Annotated in this window: 18 protein-coding genes; 10 read left to right on the top strand and 8 right to left on the bottom strand. The window is 58.4% G+C overall.

The window, feature by feature from the left end; all coding sequences use genetic code 11:
* Nucleotides 1–15: 15 nt before the first annotated feature.
* Nucleotides 16–198, top strand: coding sequence for a hypothetical protein (locus tag G5182_RS14265; protein ID WP_216952195.1), 183 nt, complete (start codon nt 16–18; stop codon nt 196–198).
* A 69-nt stretch (nt 199–267) separates the two neighbouring features.
* Here the strand turns inward: G5182_RS14265 and lpdA are convergent, their stop codons facing one another.
* The 5 genes from lpdA to ampD all read right to left on the bottom strand — a co-directional run bounded on the left by lpdA (nt 268) and on the right by ampD (nt 8,211).
* Nucleotides 268–1,695: a dihydrolipoyl dehydrogenase gene (lpdA, locus tag G5182_RS14260; protein ID WP_005341659.1), complete on the bottom strand. Its 1,428-nt coding sequence runs from the start codon at nt 1,693–1,695 to the stop codon at nt 268–270.
* A gap of 148 nt (nt 1,696–1,843) precedes the next feature.
* Nucleotides 1,844–3,733, bottom strand: a complete 1,890-nt coding sequence (gene aceF / locus G5182_RS14255) for a pyruvate dehydrogenase complex dihydrolipoyllysine-residue acetyltransferase (RefSeq protein ID WP_216952196.1) — start codon at nt 3,731–3,733, stop codon at nt 1,844–1,846.
* A gap of 119 nt (nt 3,734–3,852) precedes the next feature.
* The gene (gene aceE, locus G5182_RS14250) at nt 3,853–6,513 is read right to left on the bottom strand and encodes a pyruvate dehydrogenase (acetyl-transferring), homodimeric type (protein WP_227341830.1); all 2,661 of its coding nucleotides are present in this window, start codon (nt 6,511–6,513) and stop codon (nt 3,853–3,855) included.
* Nucleotides 6,514–6,592: 79 nt separating this feature from the next.
* The gene (gene pdhR / locus G5182_RS14245) at nt 6,593–7,357 is read right to left on the bottom strand and encodes a pyruvate dehydrogenase complex transcriptional repressor PdhR (RefSeq protein ID WP_159144446.1); all 765 of its coding nucleotides are present in this window, start codon (nt 7,355–7,357) and stop codon (nt 6,593–6,595) included.
* A gap of 278 nt (nt 7,358–7,635) precedes the next feature.
* Nucleotides 7,636–8,211: a 1,6-anhydro-N-acetylmuramyl-L-alanine amidase AmpD gene (gene ampD / locus G5182_RS14240; protein WP_421254451.1), complete on the bottom strand. Its 576-nt coding sequence runs from the start codon at nt 8,209–8,211 to the stop codon at nt 7,636–7,638.
* Nucleotides 8,212–8,341: 130 nt separating this feature from the next.
* Between ampD and G5182_RS14235 the strand changes: the two genes are divergently transcribed.
* The 9 genes from G5182_RS14235 to yacG all read left to right on the top strand — a co-directional run bounded on the left by G5182_RS14235 (nt 8,342) and on the right by yacG (nt 16,089).
* The gene (locus G5182_RS14235; protein ID WP_201905148.1) at nt 8,342–8,812 is read left to right on the top strand and encodes a retropepsin-like aspartic protease family protein; all 471 of its coding nucleotides are present in this window, start codon (nt 8,342–8,344) and stop codon (nt 8,810–8,812) included.
* 3 nt (nt 8,813–8,815) lie between these two features.
* A complete protein-coding gene (gene nadC, locus G5182_RS14230; protein ID WP_421254450.1) occupies nt 8,816–9,691 on the top strand; it encodes a carboxylating nicotinate-nucleotide diphosphorylase in 876 nt (291 codons plus the stop codon).
* A 314-nt stretch (nt 9,692–10,005) separates the two neighbouring features.
* Entirely contained in the window at nt 10,006–10,482 is a 477-nt protein-coding gene (locus G5182_RS14225; protein ID WP_421254449.1) for a pilin, read from the top strand.
* A 3-nt stretch (nt 10,483–10,485) separates the two neighbouring features.
* Nucleotides 10,486–12,192: a PilB family type IVa pilus assembly ATPase TapB gene (gene tapB / locus G5182_RS14220; protein ID WP_266134898.1), complete on the top strand. Its 1,707-nt coding sequence runs from the start codon at nt 10,486–10,488 to the stop codon at nt 12,190–12,192.
* A 129-nt stretch (nt 12,193–12,321) separates the two neighbouring features.
* Nucleotides 12,322–13,563: a type II secretion system F family protein gene (locus tag G5182_RS14215; RefSeq protein ID WP_227341827.1), complete on the top strand. Its 1,242-nt coding sequence runs from the start codon at nt 12,322–12,324 to the stop codon at nt 13,561–13,563.
* A gap of 60 nt (nt 13,564–13,623) precedes the next feature.
* The gene (locus G5182_RS14210) at nt 13,624–14,496 is read left to right on the top strand and encodes a prepilin peptidase (protein WP_421254448.1); all 873 of its coding nucleotides are present in this window, start codon (nt 13,624–13,626) and stop codon (nt 14,494–14,496) included.
* Nucleotides 14,497–14,510: 14 nt separating this feature from the next.
* Nucleotides 14,511–15,125 (top strand): dephospho-CoA kinase, encoded by a 615-nt coding sequence (gene coaE, locus G5182_RS14205; protein WP_421254447.1) that lies wholly within the window; start codon nt 14,511–14,513, stop codon nt 15,123–15,125.
* Between the two features lie 37 nt (nt 15,126–15,162).
* On the top strand, nt 15,163–15,885 hold the full coding sequence (zapD, locus tag G5182_RS14200; protein ID WP_216952203.1) for a cell division protein ZapD: 723 nt from the start codon (nt 15,163–15,165) through the stop codon (nt 15,883–15,885).
* Between the two features lie 9 nt (nt 15,886–15,894).
* Entirely contained in the window at nt 15,895–16,089 is a 195-nt protein-coding gene (yacG, locus tag G5182_RS14195) for a DNA gyrase inhibitor YacG (RefSeq protein ID WP_216952204.1), read from the top strand.
* Between the two features lie 75 nt (nt 16,090–16,164).
* Here yacG and mutT read toward each other — a convergent pair whose 3' ends face one another.
* From mutT to G5182_RS14180, 3 genes are all read right to left on the bottom strand, one after another.
* Nucleotides 16,165–16,569, bottom strand: a complete 405-nt coding sequence (gene mutT / locus G5182_RS14190; protein WP_019444787.1) for an 8-oxo-dGTP diphosphatase MutT — start codon at nt 16,567–16,569, stop codon at nt 16,165–16,167.
* A 74-nt stretch (nt 16,570–16,643) separates the two neighbouring features.
* The gene (gene secA, locus G5182_RS14185) at nt 16,644–19,364 is read right to left on the bottom strand and encodes a preprotein translocase subunit SecA (RefSeq protein WP_204482309.1); all 2,721 of its coding nucleotides are present in this window, start codon (nt 19,362–19,364) and stop codon (nt 16,644–16,646) included.
* 58 nt (nt 19,365–19,422) lie between these two features.
* Nucleotides 19,423–20,328 carry a peptidoglycan DD-metalloendopeptidase family protein gene (locus G5182_RS14180; protein WP_421254446.1) on the bottom strand — a complete coding sequence of 302 codons (906 nt, stop codon included), beginning with the start codon at nt 20,326–20,328 and terminating at the stop codon, nt 19,423–19,425.
* Nucleotides 20,329–20,438 lie beyond the last annotated feature (110 nt).

Raw genomic sequence — 20,438 nt, 5'->3', positions numbered from 1 at the left:
ATATGAGGAGGAGTTATGGGCAAACTGATAGTGATGGTGTTGCTGGGAGGAGTGCTCAGCGCCTGCAGCAACGGGCCGGTGCGGGTACACGGCGCCGACGTGAGCGTAGACGATACCCGGATCCGGGTCAGTGACGGCAGTGGTGGCGGTTATGGCACCTTCTGCCCGCCCGGTCAGGCCAAGAAGGGGCGCTGCTAACCTCTTAGCCAAACCCCGAAAACAAAAAGCCGCTCAAATGAGCGGCTTTTTCATGAAGATGGCAGAAGATTACTTTTTCTTCTTGGCCTTGGCGTTCGGCAGGTCGGTGATGGAGCCTTCGAACACTTCGGCAGCCAGACCCACGGACTCGTGCAGAGTCGGGTGAGCGTGGATGGTCAGCGCGATATCTTCGGCGTCAGCCCCCATCTCGATGGCCAGACCGATTTCACCCAGCAGTTCACCACCGTTGGTACCCACGATGGCACCACCGATGACGCGGCCGCTCTCCTTGTCGAAGATCAGCTTGGTCATACCGTCGGAGCAGTCGGACGCAATGGCGCGACCGGAAGCAGCCCACGGGAAGGTGGCGACTTCGAAGTTCAGGCCCTGTTGCTTGGCTTCCTTCTCGGTCAGACCAACCCATGCCATCTCTGGCTCGGTGTAGGCGATGGACGGGATCACTTTCGGGTCGAAGTAGTGCTTCTTGCCGGCGATAACTTCAGCGGCAACGTGACCTTCGTGCACACCTTTGTGTGCCAGCATCGGCTGGCCCACGATGTCACCGATGGCGTGGATGTGCGCCACGTTGGTACGCAGCTGCTTGTCCACCTCGATGAAACCGCGTTCGGTCACGGCAACGCCAGCTTTCTCGGCATCCAGCATCTTGCCGTTCGGCACACGGCCTACGGCAACCAGCACGTTGTCGTAACGAACCGGCTCGGCCGGGGCGTGTTTGCCTTCATAGGAGACGTACAGGCCGTCTTCGCGCGCTTCAACTGCGGTGACCTTGGTCTCCAGCATGATGTTGAATTTCTTGGCCACACGCTTGGTATAGATCTTGACGATGTCTTTGTCGGCAGCCGGAACCAGCTGGTCGGCAAATTCCACCACGTCGATCTCGGAACCCAGAGAGGAGTAAACGGTACCCATCTCCAGACCGATGATGCCGCCACCGATAACCAGCAGTTTGCCAGGAACGGTTTTCAGCTCCAGCGCATCGGTAGAGTCCCATACGCGCGGGTCATCGTGGGGAATGAACGGCAGCTTCACCGGACGGGAACCGGCCGCGATGATGGCGTTGTCGAAGGTCACGGTGGTTTTGCCGTCTTCCCCGGTCACTTCGAGCGTGTTCGGGCCGGTAAATTTACCCAAGCCGTTAACAACCTGAACTTTACGCATCTTGGCCATGCCAGCCAGACCGCCGGTCAGCTGGTTGATAACCTTCTCTTTCCACAGACGGATCTTGTCGATGTCGGTCTGCGGTGCACCGAAGACAATGCCGTGCTCGGCCAGCGCCTTGGCTTCTTCAATCACTTTGGCAACGTGCAGCAGCGCCTTGGAGGGGATGCAGCCCACGTTCAGGCAGACGCCACCCAGGGTGGAGTAACGCTCGACGATAATAGTATCCAGACCCAGATCGGCTGCACGGAAAGCAGCGGAATAACCGGCAGGGCCAGCACCCAGTACTACGACCTGGGTTTTGATTTCTTTACTCATCATGACCTCTTTGTCGTTCTTATATCCCCGGACAGCGCAGTCTTATACCGAAACGGGTGGCTGCAGCCGTGAAAAAAACGGGGCAAGTTTACGATCATGTTAATGAAATGAGAAGTAAAAAGGGCAGGCTCTGGGCCCGCCCTCTCACTTACAGGACCAGTCGACGAATGTCGGACAGCACGCCGTTCATGGTGGTGATGAAGCGAGCCCCATCGGCACCATCGATCACGCGGTGGTCGTAGCTCAGAGCCAGCGGCAGCATCAGGCGCGGCGCGAACTCTTTGCCGTTCCACTTCGGCTTCATCTCGGACTTGGAAACACCGAGGATGGCCACTTCCGGCGCGTTGACGATCGGGGTAAAGCTGGTACCGCCGATGCCACCCAGGCTGGAGATGGTGAAGCAACCGCCCTGCATGTCGGCAGCGGTCAGCTTGCCGGCACGGGCCTTCTTGGAGATCTCGGCCAGATCGCGAGACAGCTCCATGATGCCCTTCTTGTTAACATCGCGCACCACGGGCACAACCAGACCGTTGGGGGTATCTACCGCCACACCGATGTGGATGTACTTCTTCATGATCAGCTTGCTGCCATCTTCGGACAGGGAGCTGCAGAAGCGCGGGTGGGCTTCCAGCGCCTTGGCGGCGGCTTTCAGGATGAACACCAGCGGGGTGATCTTCACGTCTGCCTTCTGCTTCTCGAGCATCGCATTCTGCTCTTTGCGGAACGCTTCCAGCTCGGTGGTATCGGCTTCGTCGAACTGGGTGACATGAGGGATCATGACCCAGTTGCGGTGCAGGTTCGGACCGGAGATCTTCTGGATGCGGGTCAGCTCGACCTCTTCCACATCACCGAACTTGCTGAAGTCTACTTTCGGCCACGGCAGTACGCCCAGACCGTTGCCACCGGCTACGCCGGCAGAGGCAGGAGCGGACTCGGCACGCTTGATGGCATCCTTCACGTAGGCTTGCACGTCTTCTTTGACGATGCGGCCCTTGCGACCGGAGGCTTTCACCTTGGCCAGGTTGACGCCGAACTCGCGCGCCAGACGGCGTACCGCCGGAGAGGCGTGTACATAAGCGTCGTTGGCAACGAAATCGGTCGCAGCGGCAGCAGCCTGAGCAACCGGAGCCGAAGCAGCAGTAACAGGGGCAGCGGCGACCGGAGCGGCAGCTTGAGCAACCGGCGCGGCAGCAGGAGCTGCGCCAGCCACTTCGAATACCATGATCAGGGAACCGGTGGAGACCTTGTCACCCGCCTTCACCTTGATCTCTTTGACCACACCGGCGAACGGCGCAGGCACTTCCATGGAGGCCTTGTCACCTTCCACGGCGATCAGGGACTGGTCAGCTTCAACCTTGTCACCCACGGCAACCATGATCTCGGTGACTTCCACTTCGTCGCCACCGATATCCGGTACGTTGACCTCTTTGGCAGCGGCGGCAACCGGGGCAGCAGCCACGGGCGCGGCAGCTTGAGCCGGAGCAGCAACGGCAGCAGGCGCAGCGCCAGCCACTTCAAATACCATCACCAGAGAACCGGTAGAGACCTTGGCACCAGCGGCAACCTTGATCTCGACCACGCGACCGGCAAACGGCGCTGGCACTTCCATGGAGGCCTTGTCACCTTCCACGGCAATGATGGACTGGTCGGCTTCAACCATGTCGCCCACGGCAACCATGATTTCAGTCACGTCCACTTCGTCGTCACCGATGTCCGGTACGTGCACATCTTTGCGCACGGCAGCGGCAGGTGCGGCGGCCGGAGCAGCGGCAGCCGGTGCAGCCACTTCAGCAGGGGCGGCAGCGCCTTCGGCTTCGAAGATCATGATCTGGGAACCGGTGGCAACCTTGTCGCCTACCTTGATCAGGATCTCTTTAACGATACCGGCAGACGGGGCCGGTACTTCCATGGAGGCCTTGTCGCCTTCTACCGCGATGATGGACTGGTCCAGCTCGACCTTGTCACCCACGGCCACCATAATCTCGGTGACTTCAACTTCATCGGCGCCGATATCCGGCACCATAATCTGTTTGGACATTGTGCTTTATCCTCTTGCGTCGATCCGCGTGACTGGCTGATGCCGCCACGCACATCTCGCGTTAACCGTTTTAAATCCTGGCAGGGTCACGCCGCATGACGGCGCGACCCTTGATCCACTTACGCGTACAGCGGGTTGACCTTGTCGGCATCGATGCCGTACTTGGCGATGGCGTCGGCCACAACCTGCTTGTCTACCTCGCCGCGCTTGGCCAGTTCGGTCAGAGCAGCAACCACCACGTAGAACTCGTTCACTTCGAAGTGACGACGCAGGTTGGCACGGCTGTCGGAACGGCCGTAGCCGTCGGTACCCAGCACGCGGTAGTTCTCGGTCGGAACGAAGGCGCGAACCTGATCGGCGAAGGACTTCATGTAGTCGGTCGCAGCGATGGTGGCTTCGGAACCCAGTACCTGAGCGATGTAGGGAACACGCGCTTCAGAGGTCGGGTGCAGCATGTTCCAGCGATCCGCGTCCTGACCGTCACGGGCCAGCTCGTTGAAGGAGGTGACGCTGAACACATCGGAACCGATGCCGTACTCGCTGGCCAGGATCTGGGCAGCCTTGCGCACGTGCCCCAGGATGGAACCACAACCCAGCAGCTGAACTTTCGCCTTGGCACCGGCGACGGATTCCAGCTTGTAGATACCCTTGCGGATGCCTTCCTCGGCGCCTTCCGGCATGGCCGGCATGGCGTAGTTCTCGTTCAGGGTGGTGATGTAGTAGAACACGTTTTCCGGGTTCTCACCGTACATGCGGCGCAGGCCGTCCTGTACGATCACCGCCACTTCATAGGCATAGGACGGGTCGTAAGAGATGCAGTTCGGAATGGTGTTCGCCAGGATGTGGCTGTGACCATCTTCGTGCTGCAGACCTTCGCCGTTCAGGGTAGTACGACCGGAGGTTGCACCCAGCAGGAAGCCACGGGCTTGCTGGTCACCGGCTGCCCACGCCATGTCGCCGATCCGCTGGAAGCCGAACATGGAGTAGTAGATGTAGAACGGGATCATCGGGCAATCGTTGGTGCTGTAAGAGGTCGCAGCAGCCAGCCAGGAGGACATGGCGCCCAGCTCGTTGATACCGTCTTGCAGAACCTGACCCTGCTTGTCTTCCTTGTAGTAGGAGACGATGTCGCGGTCTTGCGGGGTGTACTGCTGACCGTGCGGGCTGTAGATACCGATCTGGCGGAACAGACCTTCCATACCGAAGGTACGGGCTTCGTCAGCGAGGATCGGAACGATGCGCTTGCCGATGGACTTGTCTTTCAGCATCACGTTCAGGGAACGCACGAACGCCATGGTGGTGGAGATTTCGCGCGCTTGCTCGCCCAACAGCGGGCCGAAGGCATCCAGCGCCGGGATTTCCAGCTTGGTGGTGCTTTCGCGCAGACGGGTCGGCAGATAGCCTTTCAGGGCTGCACGACGAGCATGCAGGTACTTGTGCTCTTCACTGCCCTCTTCGATCTTCAGGTACGGCAGATCGGCCAGCTGCTCGTCGGCCACCGGCAGGTTGAAGCGGTCACGCAGGTGACGCACGGAGTCCAGCTCCATCTTCTTGACCTGGTGAGCGATGTTCTTGCCTTCGGCCGCTTCACCCATACCGTAACCCTTGATGGTCTTGGCCAGAATAACGGTCGGCTTGCCCTTGGTCTGGGTCGCCTTGTTGAATGCAGCGAACAGTTTGCGAGGATCGTGACCACCGCGGTTCAGAGCGAAGATCTCCTCGTCGGTCATGTCTTTGACCAGCGCGGCAGTTTCCGGATAACGGTTGAAGAAGTGCTCGCGGATGTAGCCACCGTCGCGGGACTTCATGGTCTGGTAGTCACCGTCCACGGTCTCGTTCATCAGCTGGATCAGCTTGCCGGAAGTGTCTTTCTTCAGCAGCTCATCCCACTTGCGACCCCAGATCACCTTGGTGACATCCCAACCGGCGCCAGCGAACAGGCCTTCCAGCTCGTTGATGACCTTGCCGTTACCGACAACCGGACCATCCAGACGCTGCAGGTTGCAGTTGACCACGAACACCAGGTTGTCGAGCTTTTCACGCACGGCAACAGTCAGGGCACCCTTGGCTTCCGGCTCGTCCATCTCGCCGTCACCCAGGAAGGCGTAAACGGTCTGCTCGGAGCAATCCTTGATACCACGGTCGGTCAGGTACTTCAGGAAGCGAGCCTGATAGATGGCGGCGATGGGGCCCAGACCCATGGAGACGGTCGGGAACTGCCAGAAGTCCGGCATCAGTTTCGGGTGCGGATAGGAAGGGATACCCTTGCCGTCCACTTCCTGACGGAAGTTGTCCAGCTGCTCTTCGGTCAGACGACCTTCAGCAAAGGCGCGAGCATAGATGCCCGGAGAGATGTGACCCTGGAAGTAAACCAGATCACCACCATCCTTCTCGTTGCGAGCACGGAAGAAGTGGTTGAAACAGACATCATAGATGGTCGCAGAAGAAGCGAAGGAAGACATGTGACCACCCAGGTCCAGGTCTTTCTTGGACGCGCGCAGCACGATCATCATGGCGTTCCAGCGGATGATGGCGCGAATGCGGCGTTCCATCTCCAGGTCACCCGGGTAGTCCGGCTCGTCGCTGGACGGGATGGTGTTGATGTAATCGCGATTTGCCTTGGCAGCCACGTCCACACCGCTTACGCGGGCTTTCTCGGCCAACTGTTCAAGGATGAACTGAGCGCGTTGCGGACCCTCTTCACGCAGCAGGGATTCCAGAGAGGCAAGCCACTCCAGCGTTTCTATCGGGTCCACATCGTTCTTCAGGATATCAGACATGGCTGGTTCCTATGTTGTTGTGATTGCACGGCATTGCACGGCGAAGGGCGCAAGCATTCGACAATAAAGCCTTGTGGGATTAGTTTTCCTGCTGACGGATCCGACGCATGGATCGCTGGATCCGGCTGTCTTCCCTCTGCATATCCAACAAGGTGTCCTCGATAAAGGCCAGATGCTCATGACAAGCTGTTCTGGCCCGCTCCGGAGCCCCCGAAAGAATAGCCTCGATCAGATTCGCGCGATGGCGACGTATCTTGGCTACCACTCCCGGGCGGCGATTCAAAATCTCGTTATTCTGCAGAATGTTCTGTTCGAGCATCGGGCTCATGGCCCGTAGCAGGTGCAGCAGCACCACGTTGTGGGACGCCTCGGCCACCGCCAGATAGAACTGGGTCACGGCTGCCGACTCGGCCACCAGCGAGCCCAGCTGGCCCGCCTCTTCGATGGTGGTTTGCACCTGACGAATGCGCTCGAAATCAGACCCGGTTCCCCGCAAGGCCGCGTAGTAGGCACAGATGCCTTCCAGCGCGTGGCGAAACTCCAGCAGGTCATACCGGGCTTCCGGGTGGGTACTGAGCAGTTCGAACAGAGGATCGGCGATCCCCTTGCTCAGGGCATTCTGCACATAAGTGCCGCCGCCCTGACGGCGATAAAGCAATCCGCGCGCTTCCAGTCGCTGGATGGCTTCGCGCAAGGAGGGGCGCGATACCTGAAACTGGATGGCGAGTTCCCGCTCGGGAGGCAATTTCTGCCCCGGCTGCAGGCTGCCTTCCAGAATCATCTGTTCCAGCTCGGCGACAATGGAGTCGGCCAACTTGGGTTGCGTAATCTTGCGATAGGGCATGAGGCTACTTTGTTAAATTGGTATTACCAATTTTATGGATGGGGCGAAAATTAGCAGAGGCCTTTTGAAAAGTCCACTCAAAAGATGATCTGAGTCAAGAATCAACCCCGCCACTTAAGGAGTAAAGCAGGGGAAACATGATTTAGCTCATAGAAAATGGTCTGACCAATATTCTTGACCACGCTCACAAATAACATTTGCGCAACCAGAGACAAAAATGGCCTGCCAGATAGGCAAGCCATTGATTTTAAAATCCAAACTAAATTTGAATATTTACTTTATCTGTTTAGTAACTGCCGGTAGTAATCCCACTGAAAACTGGCTCCGGGATCCGTCTTGCGCCCTGGCGCGATATCGCAATGACCGACAATTTTTTCGTGGGTGATGGCCGGATAGCGCTCCGAGATAGCTCGAGTGAGCCCTGCCAATGCCCGGTATTGAGCCTCGGTGTAGGGGATTTCGTCAGTCCCTTCCAGCTCGATGCCGATGGAGAAGTCATTGCATGCCTCCCTCCCCTGCCAGCTCGAGACACCAGCATGCCAGGCGCGTGCGCCGAACGGCACATACTGCACCAGCTCGCCATCACGGCGGATCAGGCAATGGGCCGAAACCCGCAACTGATGGATACCGGCAAAATAGGGGTGGGCATCGGGGTCGAGCCTCCCCATAAAAAGATCGTCGATAAAGGGGCCGCCGAACTCCCCCGGCGGCAGGCTGATGCCATGCACCACCAGCAGGGAGATATCATCCGGGGCTGCCCGTTCGTTGTGATGGGGAGAAGGCACCCGGCGCGCCTGCTGGCACCAGCCAGCGGCATCGATAGAGAAACAAGGTTGCGAAGCGAGTTGAGTCATCGGCTACTCGAGTTGGCTGATAAATGGCGAAAAAACGAAAATACCTGATAGGCAACCCGGCACCAACTCACTGAATCAACGGGAAATGGTATGTTAGGCTGAGTCATCTTCCGCTCGATATGGATGGGGTATGCAGCACACGGCACGCTGGATGTGGTTACTGGCCTGGCTCTCTTTGATGGGCCTGCTGACCCTCTATTTTCACTCCCGCAACCAACCAAGCGTCACCGCCAGCGGCGAACTGTTGTTGCGAGCCGACCAGAGCGGCCACTATCGTCTGGAGGGTGCCATCAACGGCCAGCCGGTGCAACTGCTGCTCGATACCGGCGCCACCCGCATCACCATCCCGCAGCAGGTTGCCGAGCGGCTCGGCCTGACCGCTTATGGCAGCAGCCAGGTCAATACCGCCGCGGGGCAGATCCGGGTCGGCAACGGCACCATCGAAACGCTGGCGATGGGGCCATTGACCTTGTACGATCTGGCCATCTTTATCAATCCGGTGGCAGACGGTGACGAAGTGCTGGTTGGCATGAACGCCCTCGGTCGGCTGGAGCTGGTTCAAAAGGAGCGGCAACTGCTGCTCAGACCCTTGCAGGAATAAGGCATGTTTCAACAGGATGTCAGCCGCGCCGTGCGCGCCGCACTACTCGAAGATCTGGGCGATGCCCTCACCACGCTGGACCAACCGGACGCCAGCGCCGATATCACCGCCCAGCTGATCCCGGCCGATCGGATGGCCAGCGCCCGGGTTATCACCCGTGAAGCCGGCGTATTCTGCGGCCAACCCTGGGTGGATGAAGTCTTCCTGCAACTGAAGGCCCAGCTCGGCGGCGACGTGAAGGTGGAGTGGAAGGTCCAGGATGGGGAAGTGCTCTCCCCCAATCAGGAGCTGTTTCGCCTCCACGGCCCTGCCCGCCTGCTGCTGACCGGCGAGCGCAATGCCCTGAACTTTGTCCAGACCCTCTCCGGCGTCGCCACCCTCACCGCTCGCTATGTGGCTGAGCTGGAGGGCACCGACTGCCGTCTGCTCGACACCCGCAAGACCATACCGGGGCTGCGCACCGCCCAGAAGTACGCGGTCACCTGTGGCGGCGGCAAGAATCACCGCATCGGCCTCTACGACGCCTATCTCATCAAGGAGAACCACATCCTGGCCTGTGGTGGTATTGCCGAGGCGATTAATGAGGCTCGTCATCTCAATCCGGGCAAACCGGTGGAGGTGGAAGTGGAATCACTGGCAGAACTGGAGCAGGCGCTGGCGGCCAACGCCGATATCGTGATGCTCGACAACTTCGACGTGACCATGATGCGCGAAGCCGTCGCCATCAATCAGGGCCGCGCCAAGCTCGAAGTCTCCGGCAATGTGACGCTGGATACTCTGGCCGAGTTTGCCTCCACCGGTGTCGATTTTATCTCGGTCGGGGCGCTGACCAAGCATGTACGGGCACTCGATCTCTCCATGCGCTTTATCCAACCGTGAGACGCCCCCCACAGGCTTGAGCAAACACTCGATATAACCGGATAAACAACTTGCAAAAGGCGCCATGGGCGCCTTTTCTTTATGCAGGATCCCTCGGCAAAGGAGTGTACAGACGGACCCTAATCCGGCCACAGAAAGAGTCATAGGAGGCCACTTCTTTTATGACACGCATCAAGTTTTTGCTAAATGAAAGAAGTGTGATTAACAAAATAGACAATCTCTGTTGCCACCCCTGACAGCTCGGATAAGATACTGACGTGCAGATGATTTTCCACCGGCACTTCCCAGGAACCAAGGATAAAAGGATATTTTCCATGAACAGCGAAATGAAGAAACAATCAGGCTTTACACTTATTGAATTGATGATCGTGGTCGCGATCGTAGCCATTCTGGCGGCGATTGCATTGCCTGCATATCAAACGTACACACAAAAAGCGAAATTCTCAGAAGTAATCTCAGCTACAGGGGCACTAAAAACTGCTGTTGAGGTATGTGCTCAAACAAAAGACATTGCCACAACCAATACTCTTTGTACCAGTCAAGGTGCAAACGGCATACCTCCAGCGCCTTCTGCTGCAGGCTATGTAAATGCCGTGGCTCTCGCAGCAGACACAGCTCCTAACGTAAAAATTACGGTGACATCTCAAGGCATAAACTCAGGTTCTAGTGCAGCAGGAGCAACTTACATTCTTAAAGGAACTGTGGATGCGACAACAAAACAAGTGACTTGGAAGCATGATGGTTCCAGCGATGCCAATGGGGGGACTTGTGTAACAGCAGGCATCTGCTAATACATGACATCTAGCCCTAATAGCGGCCTGGCGTTAAGCCTGGCCGCCTCTTCACTGATCAGTGAAGAGGACTCCCAGCGCTATCTGAGCCAGGCCAAGGCCCAGCGCAAACCCTTTGTCACCTTTCTGATAGAAAACGACATCCTCGACAGCAAGGCGCTCGCCGATTTTTGCGAGCTGGAGTATGGGGTACCTCTGCTGGATCTTGCCGCCTTCGATTTGGCCGAGATCCCGCAGAAGTACCTCAATCAGAAGCTGATTGAGAAACACCATGTGCTGCCCATCTACACCCAGGGCCACACTCTCTATATCGCCATGTCGGATCCGACCAATGTCTCGGCCCTGGAGGACTTCGGCTTCAGCTTCGGACTCCATACCGAGGCGCTGCTGGTGGAGGAGAACAAGCTCACCGCCGCCATCGGCAAGCTGCTGGAGAGCGAAAACGATGCCCTCGGCATGGAGGAGATCGATGAGGCCGAGATTTCCGATCTCGAAGTCTCCGACGAGAACAGCCGGCTGGACGAGAGCGTCAATACCGCCGATGACGACGCCCCCATCGTCAAGTACATCAACAAGATCCTGATGGATGCCATCAAGCGCGGTGCCTCCGACCTGCACTTCGAGCCCTATGAGTTCAAATATCGAGTGCGCTTTCGCATCGATGGCATTTTGCACGAAATCGCAACCCCGCCGGTCAATCTGGCCAACCGCTTCTCTGCCCGCCTCAAGGTGATGGCGCGGCTCGATATCGCCGAGCGGCGGCTGCCGCAGGATGGCCGCATCAAATTGAAGCTGTCGCGCAACAAGTCGATGGATATGCGGGTCAACACCCTGCCCACCATGTGGGGGGAGAAGATCGTTATCCGTCTGCTCGACTCCTCGGCGGCCCGCCTCAATATCGAGCAGCTTGGCTTTGACGACCGCCAGAAGGCACAGTACCTGCGAGCCCTCTCGAAACCGCAGGGGATGATACTGGTCACCGGCCCCACCGGCTCGGGCAAGACGGTCTCGCTCTATACCGGCCTCAATATTCTCAACACCACCGAGGTAAACATCTCCACCGCCGAAGATCCGGTGGAGATCAATCTGCCGGGCGTCAACCAGGTACAGGTCAACCCCAAGGCGGGGCTCACCTTTGCCAGCGCCCTGCGCTCCTTCTTGCGGCAAGATCCGGATGTGGTGATGGTGGGGGAGATACGGGATCTCGAAACCGCCGAGATCGCCATCAAGGCGGCACAAACCGGCCACCTGGTGCTCTCAACCCTGCATACCAACTCGGCTGCCGAAACCCTGACCCGGATGATGAATATGGGGGTGCCCGCCTTCAATATTGCCTCTTCGGTCACCCTGATAATGGCCCAACGGCTGGCCCGTAAACTGTGCGACCACTGCAAGGCGCCGGAGGTGGTGCCGGAAGCCGAGCTGCTGGAGCTGGGTTTTACCCCGCAGCAGCTGGCAGCCGGCTTGCGACTGTTCAAACCGGTTGGTTGCAAGGAGTGTTCCGGCGGCTACAAGGGGCGAGTCGGCATCTACGAAATCATGCTAATGTCGGAAAATATCGCAAAATTGATCATGCAGGGGGCCAACTCCCTGCAAATTGCGGCGATTGCCCAGAAAGAGGGCATGCGCACCCTGCGCACTTCGGGACTGGAGAAGGCACGGCTTGGTGTCACCAGCCTTGCCGAGGTCAACCGGGTCACCACCAATTAAACCTCGCCAAGATGCGAGCAAGATGATCTACCAGCAAGCGACCAGATGGTGCCAAGCCGTTTGAGGATATTTATCAGGTCAGATGGTTCAGGGGCTCCCTGACCATCCGCCCAATTGCAGGATGCAAAGATGGCAACCCTAACGAAAAAGAACAACACCCCGAAAAAAGTCTTTGCCTTCCGCTGGCACGGGGTCAATCGCAAGGGGCAGAAGGTCTCCGGCGAGCTGCAGGCTGACAGCATCAATACCGTCAAGGCGGAGCTGCGCAAGCAGGGAGTAAACGTCACCAAGGTGGCCAAAAAATCTCAGGGGCTCTTCTCCAAAGGCGGCGCCAAGATCAAGCCGATGGATATCGCGATTATCTCCCGCCAGATCACCACCATGCTCTCCGCCGGCGTACCACTAGTACAGAGCCTGCAGATCATCGCCCGCAGCCACGAGAAAGCCGCCATGCGCGAGCTGATGGGTGAGATCGCCTCCGATGTTGAGACCGGAACCCCCATGTCGGAGGCGTTGCGCCGCCACCCTCGCCATTTTGACGATCTCTACTGCGATCTGGTTGAGGCGGGGGAGCAATCCGGTGCGCTGGAGACCATCTACGACCGTATCGCCACCTATCGGGAAAAGTCGGAAGCGCTCAAGTCGAAGATCAAGAAGGCCATGTTCTACCCCACCATGGTTATTCTGGTGGCCATAGTGGTGACTTCCATCCTGCTGCTGTTCGTCATCCCCCAGTTCGAGGATATCTTCAAGAGCTTTGGCGCCGAGCTGCCGGTGTTCACCCAGTTTGTTATCGGCATCTCACGCTTTATGCAGAACTGGTGGTATGTCTTCTTCGGCGGAGCTGCGCTCGCCATCTTCCTCTATGTACGCGCCTGGCGCGCCTCCCAGAAGGTAAGGGACAATACCGACAAGTTTGTGCTCACCATCCCGGTGGTCGGTATGATCCTGCACAAGGCGGCCATGGCCCGCTTTGCCCGCACACTCTCAACCACTTTCTCGGCCGGTATCCCGCTGGTGGATGCACTCATCTCGGCGGCCGGAGCCTCCGGCAACTATGTCTATCGCACCGCCGTTATGGCCATTCGCAACGAGGTGGTGGCCGGTATGCAGATCAACGTGGCAATGCGCACCGTCGATCTCTTCCCGGACATGGTGATCCAGATGGTGATGATCGGCGAGGAGTCCGGCGCTATCGATGATATGCTCTCCAAGGTTGCCACCATCTTCGAGCAAGAGGTGGACGACCTGGTCGATGGCCTTACCAGCCTGCTGGAACCCCTCATCATGGTGGTGCTCGGGGTGCTGGTCGGCGGCATGGTTATCGCCATGTACCTGCCCATTTTCAAACTTGGCGACGTGGTGGGTTGATTCATCAGGGCATGGAGCCAAAGCCATGCCCTTCACTCATTCAATAACTGACGGTTGGTTATGACACTTCTTCTCGAGCTGGCTCACGGCTTGCCATGGCTCTTTTTTTCGCTGGTTTTTATCTTTTCCCTGATGATCGGCAGTTTCCTCAACGTAGTGATCCACCGCCTGCCCATCATGCTGGAGCGAGAGTGGCAGGCCGAGTATCGCAGCTACTTCTCCCCCGACGAAGAGGCCATCGCACCAGAGCGCTACAACCTGATGGTACCGCGCTCCGCATGTCCTCACTGTGGTCACCCCATTACCGCCATCGAGAACATTCCGCTGCTGAGCTGGCTCTGGCTCAAGGGGCGTTGCCGCGACTGTCAGGCGCCCATCTCGGCCCGCTATCCGCTGGTAGAGCTGATAACAGCCCTGCTCTCGGTGGCCGTTGCCATGGTCATAACGCCGGGCTGGGGCACACTGGCCGCCCTGCTGCTGACTTGGGTATTGGTGGCCCTCACCTTTATCGATCTCGACAAGATGTTGCTGCCAGATCAGCTCACCCTGCCCCTGCTGTGGGGCGGTCTGCTGTTCAATCTGGCAGGTGGCTTCGTACCGCTGGCGGATGCCGTGATTGGCGCCATGGTCGGCTATCTGGTGCTCTGGAGCCTCTACTGGGCCTTCAAGCTGCTCACCGGCAAGGAGGGGATGGGCTATGGCGACTTCAAGCTGCTGGCGGCGCTGGGTGCCTGGCTCGGCTGGCAGGCGCTGCCGATCATATTGCTGCTCTCATCCCTGGTCGGCGCCGTGATCGGCATCAGCCTGATCGCCTTGCAAAAACATCATCAGGGCAAGCCCATCCCCTTCGGCCCCTACCTCGCCATCGCGGGCTGGATTGCCCTGCTGTGGGGCGATACCATCACCAACTGGTATCTCTCTACCCTGCTTTGAGCAAGAGGCCCCCCATGTATGTAGTTGCTATTACCGGTGGTATCGGCAGTGGCAAGACCACCATCGCCAATCAGTTTGCAGAACTGGGTATCGAGGTGGTGGATGCCGATGTGATCGCCCGCGAGGTCGTAGAGCCGGGCACCCTGGCCCTTGCCACCATCGCCGACCATTTTGGCCCGGATGTGATTGAGCCGAGCGGTCAACTCGACCGTCGCACCCTGCGCGAGCGGGTCTTCAGCGACCCGCAGGCCAAGGAGTGGCTCAATGCACTGCTCCATCCGCTGATTCGCAGTGAAATGCTGCGCCAGTGTGCCGCAGCCAGTTCTCCTTACTGCCTGCTGGTGGTGCCGCTGCTGGTGGAGAACAAACTCACCGGCCTCGCCGACCGGGTGCTGGTGATCGATGTGGACGAAGCGACCCAGATTGAGCGCACCTGCCGTCGTGATGGCGTCAGCACCGAGCAGGCCAGAGCCATCATCGCAGCACAGGCCAGCCGGAAAGAACGGCTAGCTGCGGCGGATGATGTCATCGAGAACGCCAATGGCAGCGAAATGGCGATAAAAACGCGGATTTTGGCACTGCACGAGACATATCTGGCATTTGCCTCTCAACAACCCCGTCAACAGTGAGTACACTAGGCCGGTTTATGGCTGGCCAGGATTAGGCATGATTTACGATTTTCCCCTCAATGAAAAAAGCCGGACCTACCTGCGTCTGGAGTCCCTGTTTTCCCAAATTCGCGACAATCTGGAGAGCGAGCAATCCTGGGCCCATATCGCCTTCTTCAAAGGGCTGTTCGATCTGCAGGAGCTGCTGGAGCGTGGTGACTTGCGCGCTGACCTTATCAAGGATCTGGAGCGTCTCGGCCAACGTCTGAGCCACTGGGCCAGCCTGCCCGACGTCGATCTGGAGCAGATCAAACAGATGCAGCAAGAGAGCAGCCAGCTCTCCCGCAACCTGCTCAACTCGCCACGCCCGGGAGCCCGCCTGAAAGAGGATCGTCTGCTCGGTTCCATTCGCCAGCGCTTCTCCATCCCGGGTGGTCTGTGTGCCTTCGACGTGCCCCAGCTGCACCACTGGCTCGGAACCCCGGCCATCACCCGTCACCAGCAGATGCAGGGCTGGCTTAGCGACATCACCCTGCTGATGAATGCCATCACTCTGTTGCTGCGTCTGTGGCGTGAATCGGGCAGCTTCAGCGAGCAGGTGGCGACCAACGGCTTCTTCCAGGACACCGCCGAAAGCGCCGAGCTGATCCGCATCAAGCTGCCGGGCAATCTGTTCTGCTACCCGACCCTGAGCGGCCACAAGAATCGTTTTGCCCTGCGCTTCCTGCCTACGGGCGAGCAGCAGATTGGCGATGTGCCATTCCAGCTCGCCTGCTGCTAAGGAGTACTTATGGTCACCAAGGTAAAGTGTCCGACCTGCCAGAGCGAAGTGGAGTGGGGCTCGCAGAGTCCGTTCCGACCTTTCTGCAGCAAACGCTGCCAGTTGATCGATCTCGGCGAGTGGGCTGATGAAGAGAAACGGATACCCGGGGAGATCAACCCGGATCTGCTGCCAGAGCAGGAAGAGGGCGATCAGTGGCTATAAGCCCCTGGTCACTCTCAGCTATAAAATAAAAAAGGGCCGATGGGCCCTTTTTTGATGCTTGTTTTTGCAACCGGTTCAAGCCAGCAGGCCTTGAAGCCGCGCGACAATCGGACCGTTGGCATCGGGAAAGTGGTAGTTGTGCAGCTCGGCCACCGGCACCCACAGACACTCCTGCCCCTCCTTGCCGAACGGCTCGCCGCTGAAACGGGTCACCTTCCAGATATCCAGCAACACCTGCTTCTCGGGGTAGTCGTGCTGCAGTTCCATAAAGGGGGCACAATCCAATACCCGGATGCCGATCTCTTCCCACAGCTCCCGATCCAGCGCAGTCAGCAGATCCTCACCGGACTCCACCTTGCCACCGGGAAACTCCCAGCGATCCCCCTGATGGCGATCGGAGGAGCGTCTGGCGATGAAGATATCGCCCCGTTCATTCTCGATGACACCAACCGCCACCCAGATCCGTTTTTTCTGTTCCATCAATTACCTCTGTTCGCTTGTTGCCACCAATAACAAGGCGGGCTCTTGGCCCGCCTGTTATGGCATAGCGTCGATCAGGTCAACTGACCGTGGCAGTGCTTGTACTTCTTGCCGGAACCACACGGGCAGGGATCGTTTCGACCGACCTTCTGCTCGTCGCGTACGAAGGTGGTGTGACCCTCTTCGCCCGCAGCCTGTTCATCGGCCAGCTGGCTCTCGGCAGCGGCGTGGGTATAGGTACGGGGAGCGGCTTCCGCCTGCTGGCGCTGCTGCTCTTCCATCGCTTCCACATCGCGCTCCTGCACCTGAACACGGCTCAGGATGCTGACCACGTCGCGCTTGAGAGTTTCCAGCATCTGGGTGAACAGATCAAAGGATTCGCGCTTGTACTCCTGCTTGGGGTTCTTCTGGGCGTAGCCGCGCAGATGGATGCCCTGACGCAGGTGATCCATGGCCGCCAGATGCTCTTTCCAGAGGCCATCCAGAGTTTGCAACATCACCGCTTTCTCGAAGTTGCGCAGCACCTCTTTGCCGACCAGCTCTTCCTTGTGGGCATAGAGCTTGGTGGCTTCGTCCAGAATGCGCTCGCGCAGCTTCTCTTCATACAGCTTGTCATCTTCCGCCAGCCACTGCTGCAGCGGCAGATCCAGCGCGAAGTCGGCCTTCAGGCGTGCTTCCAGACCCGGCACGTCCCACATCTCTTCCAGAGACTGGGGCGGGATGTACTCGTCAATCACGCTGCCGTAGACATCATCACGGATAACGTGGATGGTCTCGGAGATGTCGTTGGTATCCAGCAGCTCGTTACGCTGCTCGTAAACCACCTTGCGCTGGTCGTTGGCCACATCGTCAAACTCCAGCAAGCTCTTGCGGATGTCGAAGTTGCGACCTTCCACCTTGCGCTGGGCATTTTCGATCGCCTTGGTGACCCACGGGTGCTCGATGGCTTCGCCCTCTTCCATGCCCAGCTTCTTCATCATGCCGGTCACGCGATCGGAGGCGAAGATCCGCATCAGGGTATCTTCCATGGAGAGGTAGAAACGGGAGGAACCCGGGTCACCCTGACGACCGGAACGGCCGCGCAGCTGGTTGTCGATACGACGGGATTCGTGACGCTCGGTGCCGATAATGTGCAGGCCACCGGCGGCTAGCACCGCATCGTGACGCACCTGCCAGGCGGCTTTCAGCTCTGCAATCTGCTCGCTGGTCGGGTTCTCCAGCTTGGCAATCTCTGCCTGCCAGTTGCCGCCCAACACAATGTCGGTACCACGACCGGCCATGTTGGTGGCGATAGTGACCGCGCCAGTCTGACCGGCCTGGGCGACGATCTCCGCTTCCATGGCGTGGAACTTGGCGTTCAGCACCTTGTGCGGGATCTTCTCCTTGGTCAGGATGCCGGAGAGCAGCTCGGAGTTCTCGATAGAGACAGTACCGACCAGTACAGGCTGGCCCTTGGCCACACACTGACGGATATCTTCGATGATGGCGGCATACTTCTCGTTGGCGGTCAGGTAGACCAGATCGCCCATGTCCTTGCGCACCATCGGCTTGTTGGTCGGGATAACCACGGTATCCAGGCCATAAATCTGCTGGAATTCAAAGGCTTCGGTATCCGCAGTACCTGTCATGCCCGCCAGCTTGTTGTAGAGACGGAAGTAGTTCTGGAAGGTGATGGATGCCAGCGTCTGGTTCTCGTTCTGGATCTTCACCCCTTCCTTCGCTTCAACGGCCTGATGCAGACCATCGGACCAGCGACGACCCGGCATGGTACGGCCGGTGTGCTCGTCAACGATGACGATCTCGTCTTTCTGGACGATGTAGTCCACGTTGCGCTCGAACAGAGTGTGAGCACGCAGACCCGCATTGACGTGGTGCAGCAGGCTGATGTTGGAGGCGGAGAACAGGGAATCGTTCTCGTCCAGCAGCCCCTCTTTCTTGAGCAGCTCTTCCACGAAGATCTGGCCGTTTTCGGTCAGCAGAGCCTGACGGTTCTTCTCGTCTACTGTGTAGTGACCGTCGCCGGTGTACTCTTCGGTGTCTTCCTTGTCCTGTTTGACCAGCAGCGGGATCAGCTTGTTGACGCGGATATAGAGCTCTGAGCTGTCTTCAGCCGGGCCGGAGATGATCAGCGGAGTACGGGCTTCATCGATAAGCACCGAGTCCACCTCATCCACCAGCGCGTAGTTGAGCGGACGCTGTACCCGCTGCTCCGGCGAGAACGCCATGTTGTCGCGCAGGTAGTCAAAACCGAATTCGTTGTTGGTACCGTAGGTGATGTCGGCGGCGTAGGCGTCACGCTTCTGGGACGCATCCATACCGGGCACGTTGCAATCGACGGTCATGCCGAGGAAGGCAAACAGCGGGCGGTTTGCCTCAGCGTCACGTTTGGCCAGATAGTCGTTCACCGTCACCACGTGCACACCACGGCCACTCAGGGCGTTCAGGTAAGCTGGTAGGGTTGCGGTCAGGGTCTTACCTTCACCGGTTTTCATTTCCGCGATGCGGTTGGAGTTCAGCACCATGCCGCCGATCAGCTGCACGTCGAAGTGACGCATGCCGAACACCCGCTTGGAGGCTTCACGCACGGTCGCGAACGCTTCCGGCAGCAACTGCTCCAGGGTCTCACCCTGCTCGATACGCTGACGATATTCAGCCGTTTTGGCCTGCAACTCGGCATCGGAGAGAGCCTCGAACTGCGGCTCCATGGCATTGATCTGTTTTACAATTTTGCGCAAAGCCTTGAGCGTTCTGTCGTTCCGGCTGCCGATAATCTTGGTAAGCAGTGTGCTAATCATGGGTACCAACTATTTCTGGTTATAAAGCGTTCCGTCACTGGAACCTGAAGAAAAAAACCTAACCCCGTCTGGCACTGAGAAAGCGTGCGGGGTTGACCTGACGACCATCTTTCAACACTTCGTAATGCAAATGGACCCCGGTCGCGCGACCGGTGCGTCCCATCAAGGCAATCTTCTGACCCTGATCAACCAGGGTGCCCACCTCGACCAGCAACTTGGAGTTGTGGGCATAGCGGGTGACTAGGCCATTGCCGTGATTAATCTCCACCATATTGCCAAATTCCGGATGACGGCCCGCCCAGCTGACAATGCCGGGCCCGGTGGCCAGAATCGGGGTTCCCGGTTTGCCACGGAAATCGACCCCTTTGTGCATCTTGGCACGCCCGTTGAACGGATCGACCCGTCCACCAAACCCGGACGAGACCCAAACTCGCTCCTGTTTGACTGGCGTGCCGGAAATAAAACCGGCATCGGTGATATGGTGATTCATGATGAAAGATTCAAGTACCGACAGCTGCTCTTCACGGCTGCTGAGCTGCTGGCTGAGGTGTTTCATCGAGGCTTGCAGCTCGTTGAGGCTCACTTCCAGCTCTTCATCATAAGAAGGGCCGCCCATGGGGGGCAGCTCTTTGAAATTGAACTCGTCGGGATCGAGATCGGCCTGCTCGGTCAATCGTTCGCCGAGGGCATTGAGACGGCCAAGCTGGCCCTGCATGGTGCCCACCTGAGCTGCCAGCATTGCCAACTGTTCACGGGCTTCGTCGCCAATCTGGTCAACGGACTGTTGCTCGGCAACGGCAAGCGCCACTTCCAGCGCCTCCATTTTCTGGTGCCAGCTCTGCCAGAGCCAACCACCACCAAGAGCCAACAGGGAGAAGAGAATACCGCCGACCCAGGCCAGACGTTGTTTGGGCAGGTGCAACTTGCGTCGCTGCTTGCCGTGGAGGATCAGGGTAATGCTCATAGAAATCAGTCTGCTCGGTCAGGTGCGGCCAGGAGCCTGCACGGGAAATAAAACCGGGAGATAATCGGTATTAAAGGATGGAGTAAACAAATGACGGAACGTCGGTGCGG

The sequence above is a fragment of the Aeromonas sp. 600948 genome, from assembly GCF_049174875.1.
GTDB lineage: Bacteria > Pseudomonadota > Gammaproteobacteria > Enterobacterales > Aeromonadaceae > Aeromonas > Aeromonas veronii_A.
Note: the sequence above shows the minus strand (reverse complement) of the source record. Positions and strands in the feature narration are given on the sequence as shown.

What these genes read in the sequence shown, in the direction of transcription:
- G5182_RS14265 (WP_216952195.1), top strand. Translation starts at nt 16, where the DNA reads ATGGGCAAACTGATAGTGATGGTGTTGCTGGGAGGAGTGCTCAGCGCC.
- lpdA (WP_005341659.1), bottom strand. Translation starts at nt 1,695, where the DNA reads ATGAGTAAAGAAATCAAAACCCAGGTCGTAGTACTGGGTGCTGGCCCT.
- aceF (WP_216952196.1), bottom strand. Translation starts at nt 3,733, where the DNA reads ATGTCCAAACAGATTATGGTGCCGGATATCGGCGCCGATGAAGTTGAA.
- aceE (WP_227341830.1), bottom strand. Translation starts at nt 6,513, where the DNA reads ATGTCTGATATCCTGAAGAACGATGTGGACCCGATAGAAACGCTGGAG.
- pdhR (WP_159144446.1), bottom strand. Translation starts at nt 7,357, where the DNA reads ATGCCCTATCGCAAGATTACGCAACCCAAGTTGGCCGACTCCATTGTC.
- ampD (WP_421254451.1), bottom strand. Translation starts at nt 8,211, where the DNA reads ATGACTCAACTCGCTTCGCAACCTTGTTTCTCTATCGATGCCGCTGGC.
- G5182_RS14235 (WP_201905148.1), top strand. Translation starts at nt 8,342, where the DNA reads ATGCAGCACACGGCACGCTGGATGTGGTTACTGGCCTGGCTCTCTTTG.
- nadC (WP_421254450.1), top strand. Translation starts at nt 8,816, where the DNA reads ATGTTTCAACAGGATGTCAGCCGCGCCGTGCGCGCCGCACTACTCGAA.
- G5182_RS14225 (WP_421254449.1), top strand. Translation starts at nt 10,006, where the DNA reads ATGAACAGCGAAATGAAGAAACAATCAGGCTTTACACTTATTGAATTG.
- tapB (WP_266134898.1), top strand. Translation starts at nt 10,486, where the DNA reads ATGACATCTAGCCCTAATAGCGGCCTGGCGTTAAGCCTGGCCGCCTCT.
- G5182_RS14215 (WP_227341827.1), top strand. Translation starts at nt 12,322, where the DNA reads ATGGCAACCCTAACGAAAAAGAACAACACCCCGAAAAAAGTCTTTGCC.
- G5182_RS14210 (WP_421254448.1), top strand. Translation starts at nt 13,624, where the DNA reads ATGACACTTCTTCTCGAGCTGGCTCACGGCTTGCCATGGCTCTTTTTT.
- coaE (WP_421254447.1), top strand. Translation starts at nt 14,511, where the DNA reads ATGTATGTAGTTGCTATTACCGGTGGTATCGGCAGTGGCAAGACCACC.
- zapD (WP_216952203.1), top strand. Translation starts at nt 15,163, where the DNA reads ATGATTTACGATTTTCCCCTCAATGAAAAAAGCCGGACCTACCTGCGT.
- yacG (WP_216952204.1), top strand. Translation starts at nt 15,895, where the DNA reads ATGGTCACCAAGGTAAAGTGTCCGACCTGCCAGAGCGAAGTGGAGTGG.
- mutT (WP_019444787.1), bottom strand. Translation starts at nt 16,569, where the DNA reads ATGGAACAGAAAAAACGGATCTGGGTGGCGGTTGGTGTCATCGAGAAT.
- secA (WP_204482309.1), bottom strand. Translation starts at nt 19,364, where the DNA reads ATGATTAGCACACTGCTTACCAAGATTATCGGCAGCCGGAACGACAGA.
- G5182_RS14180 (WP_421254446.1), bottom strand. Translation starts at nt 20,328, where the DNA reads ATGAGCATTACCCTGATCCTCCACGGCAAGCAGCGACGCAAGTTGCAC.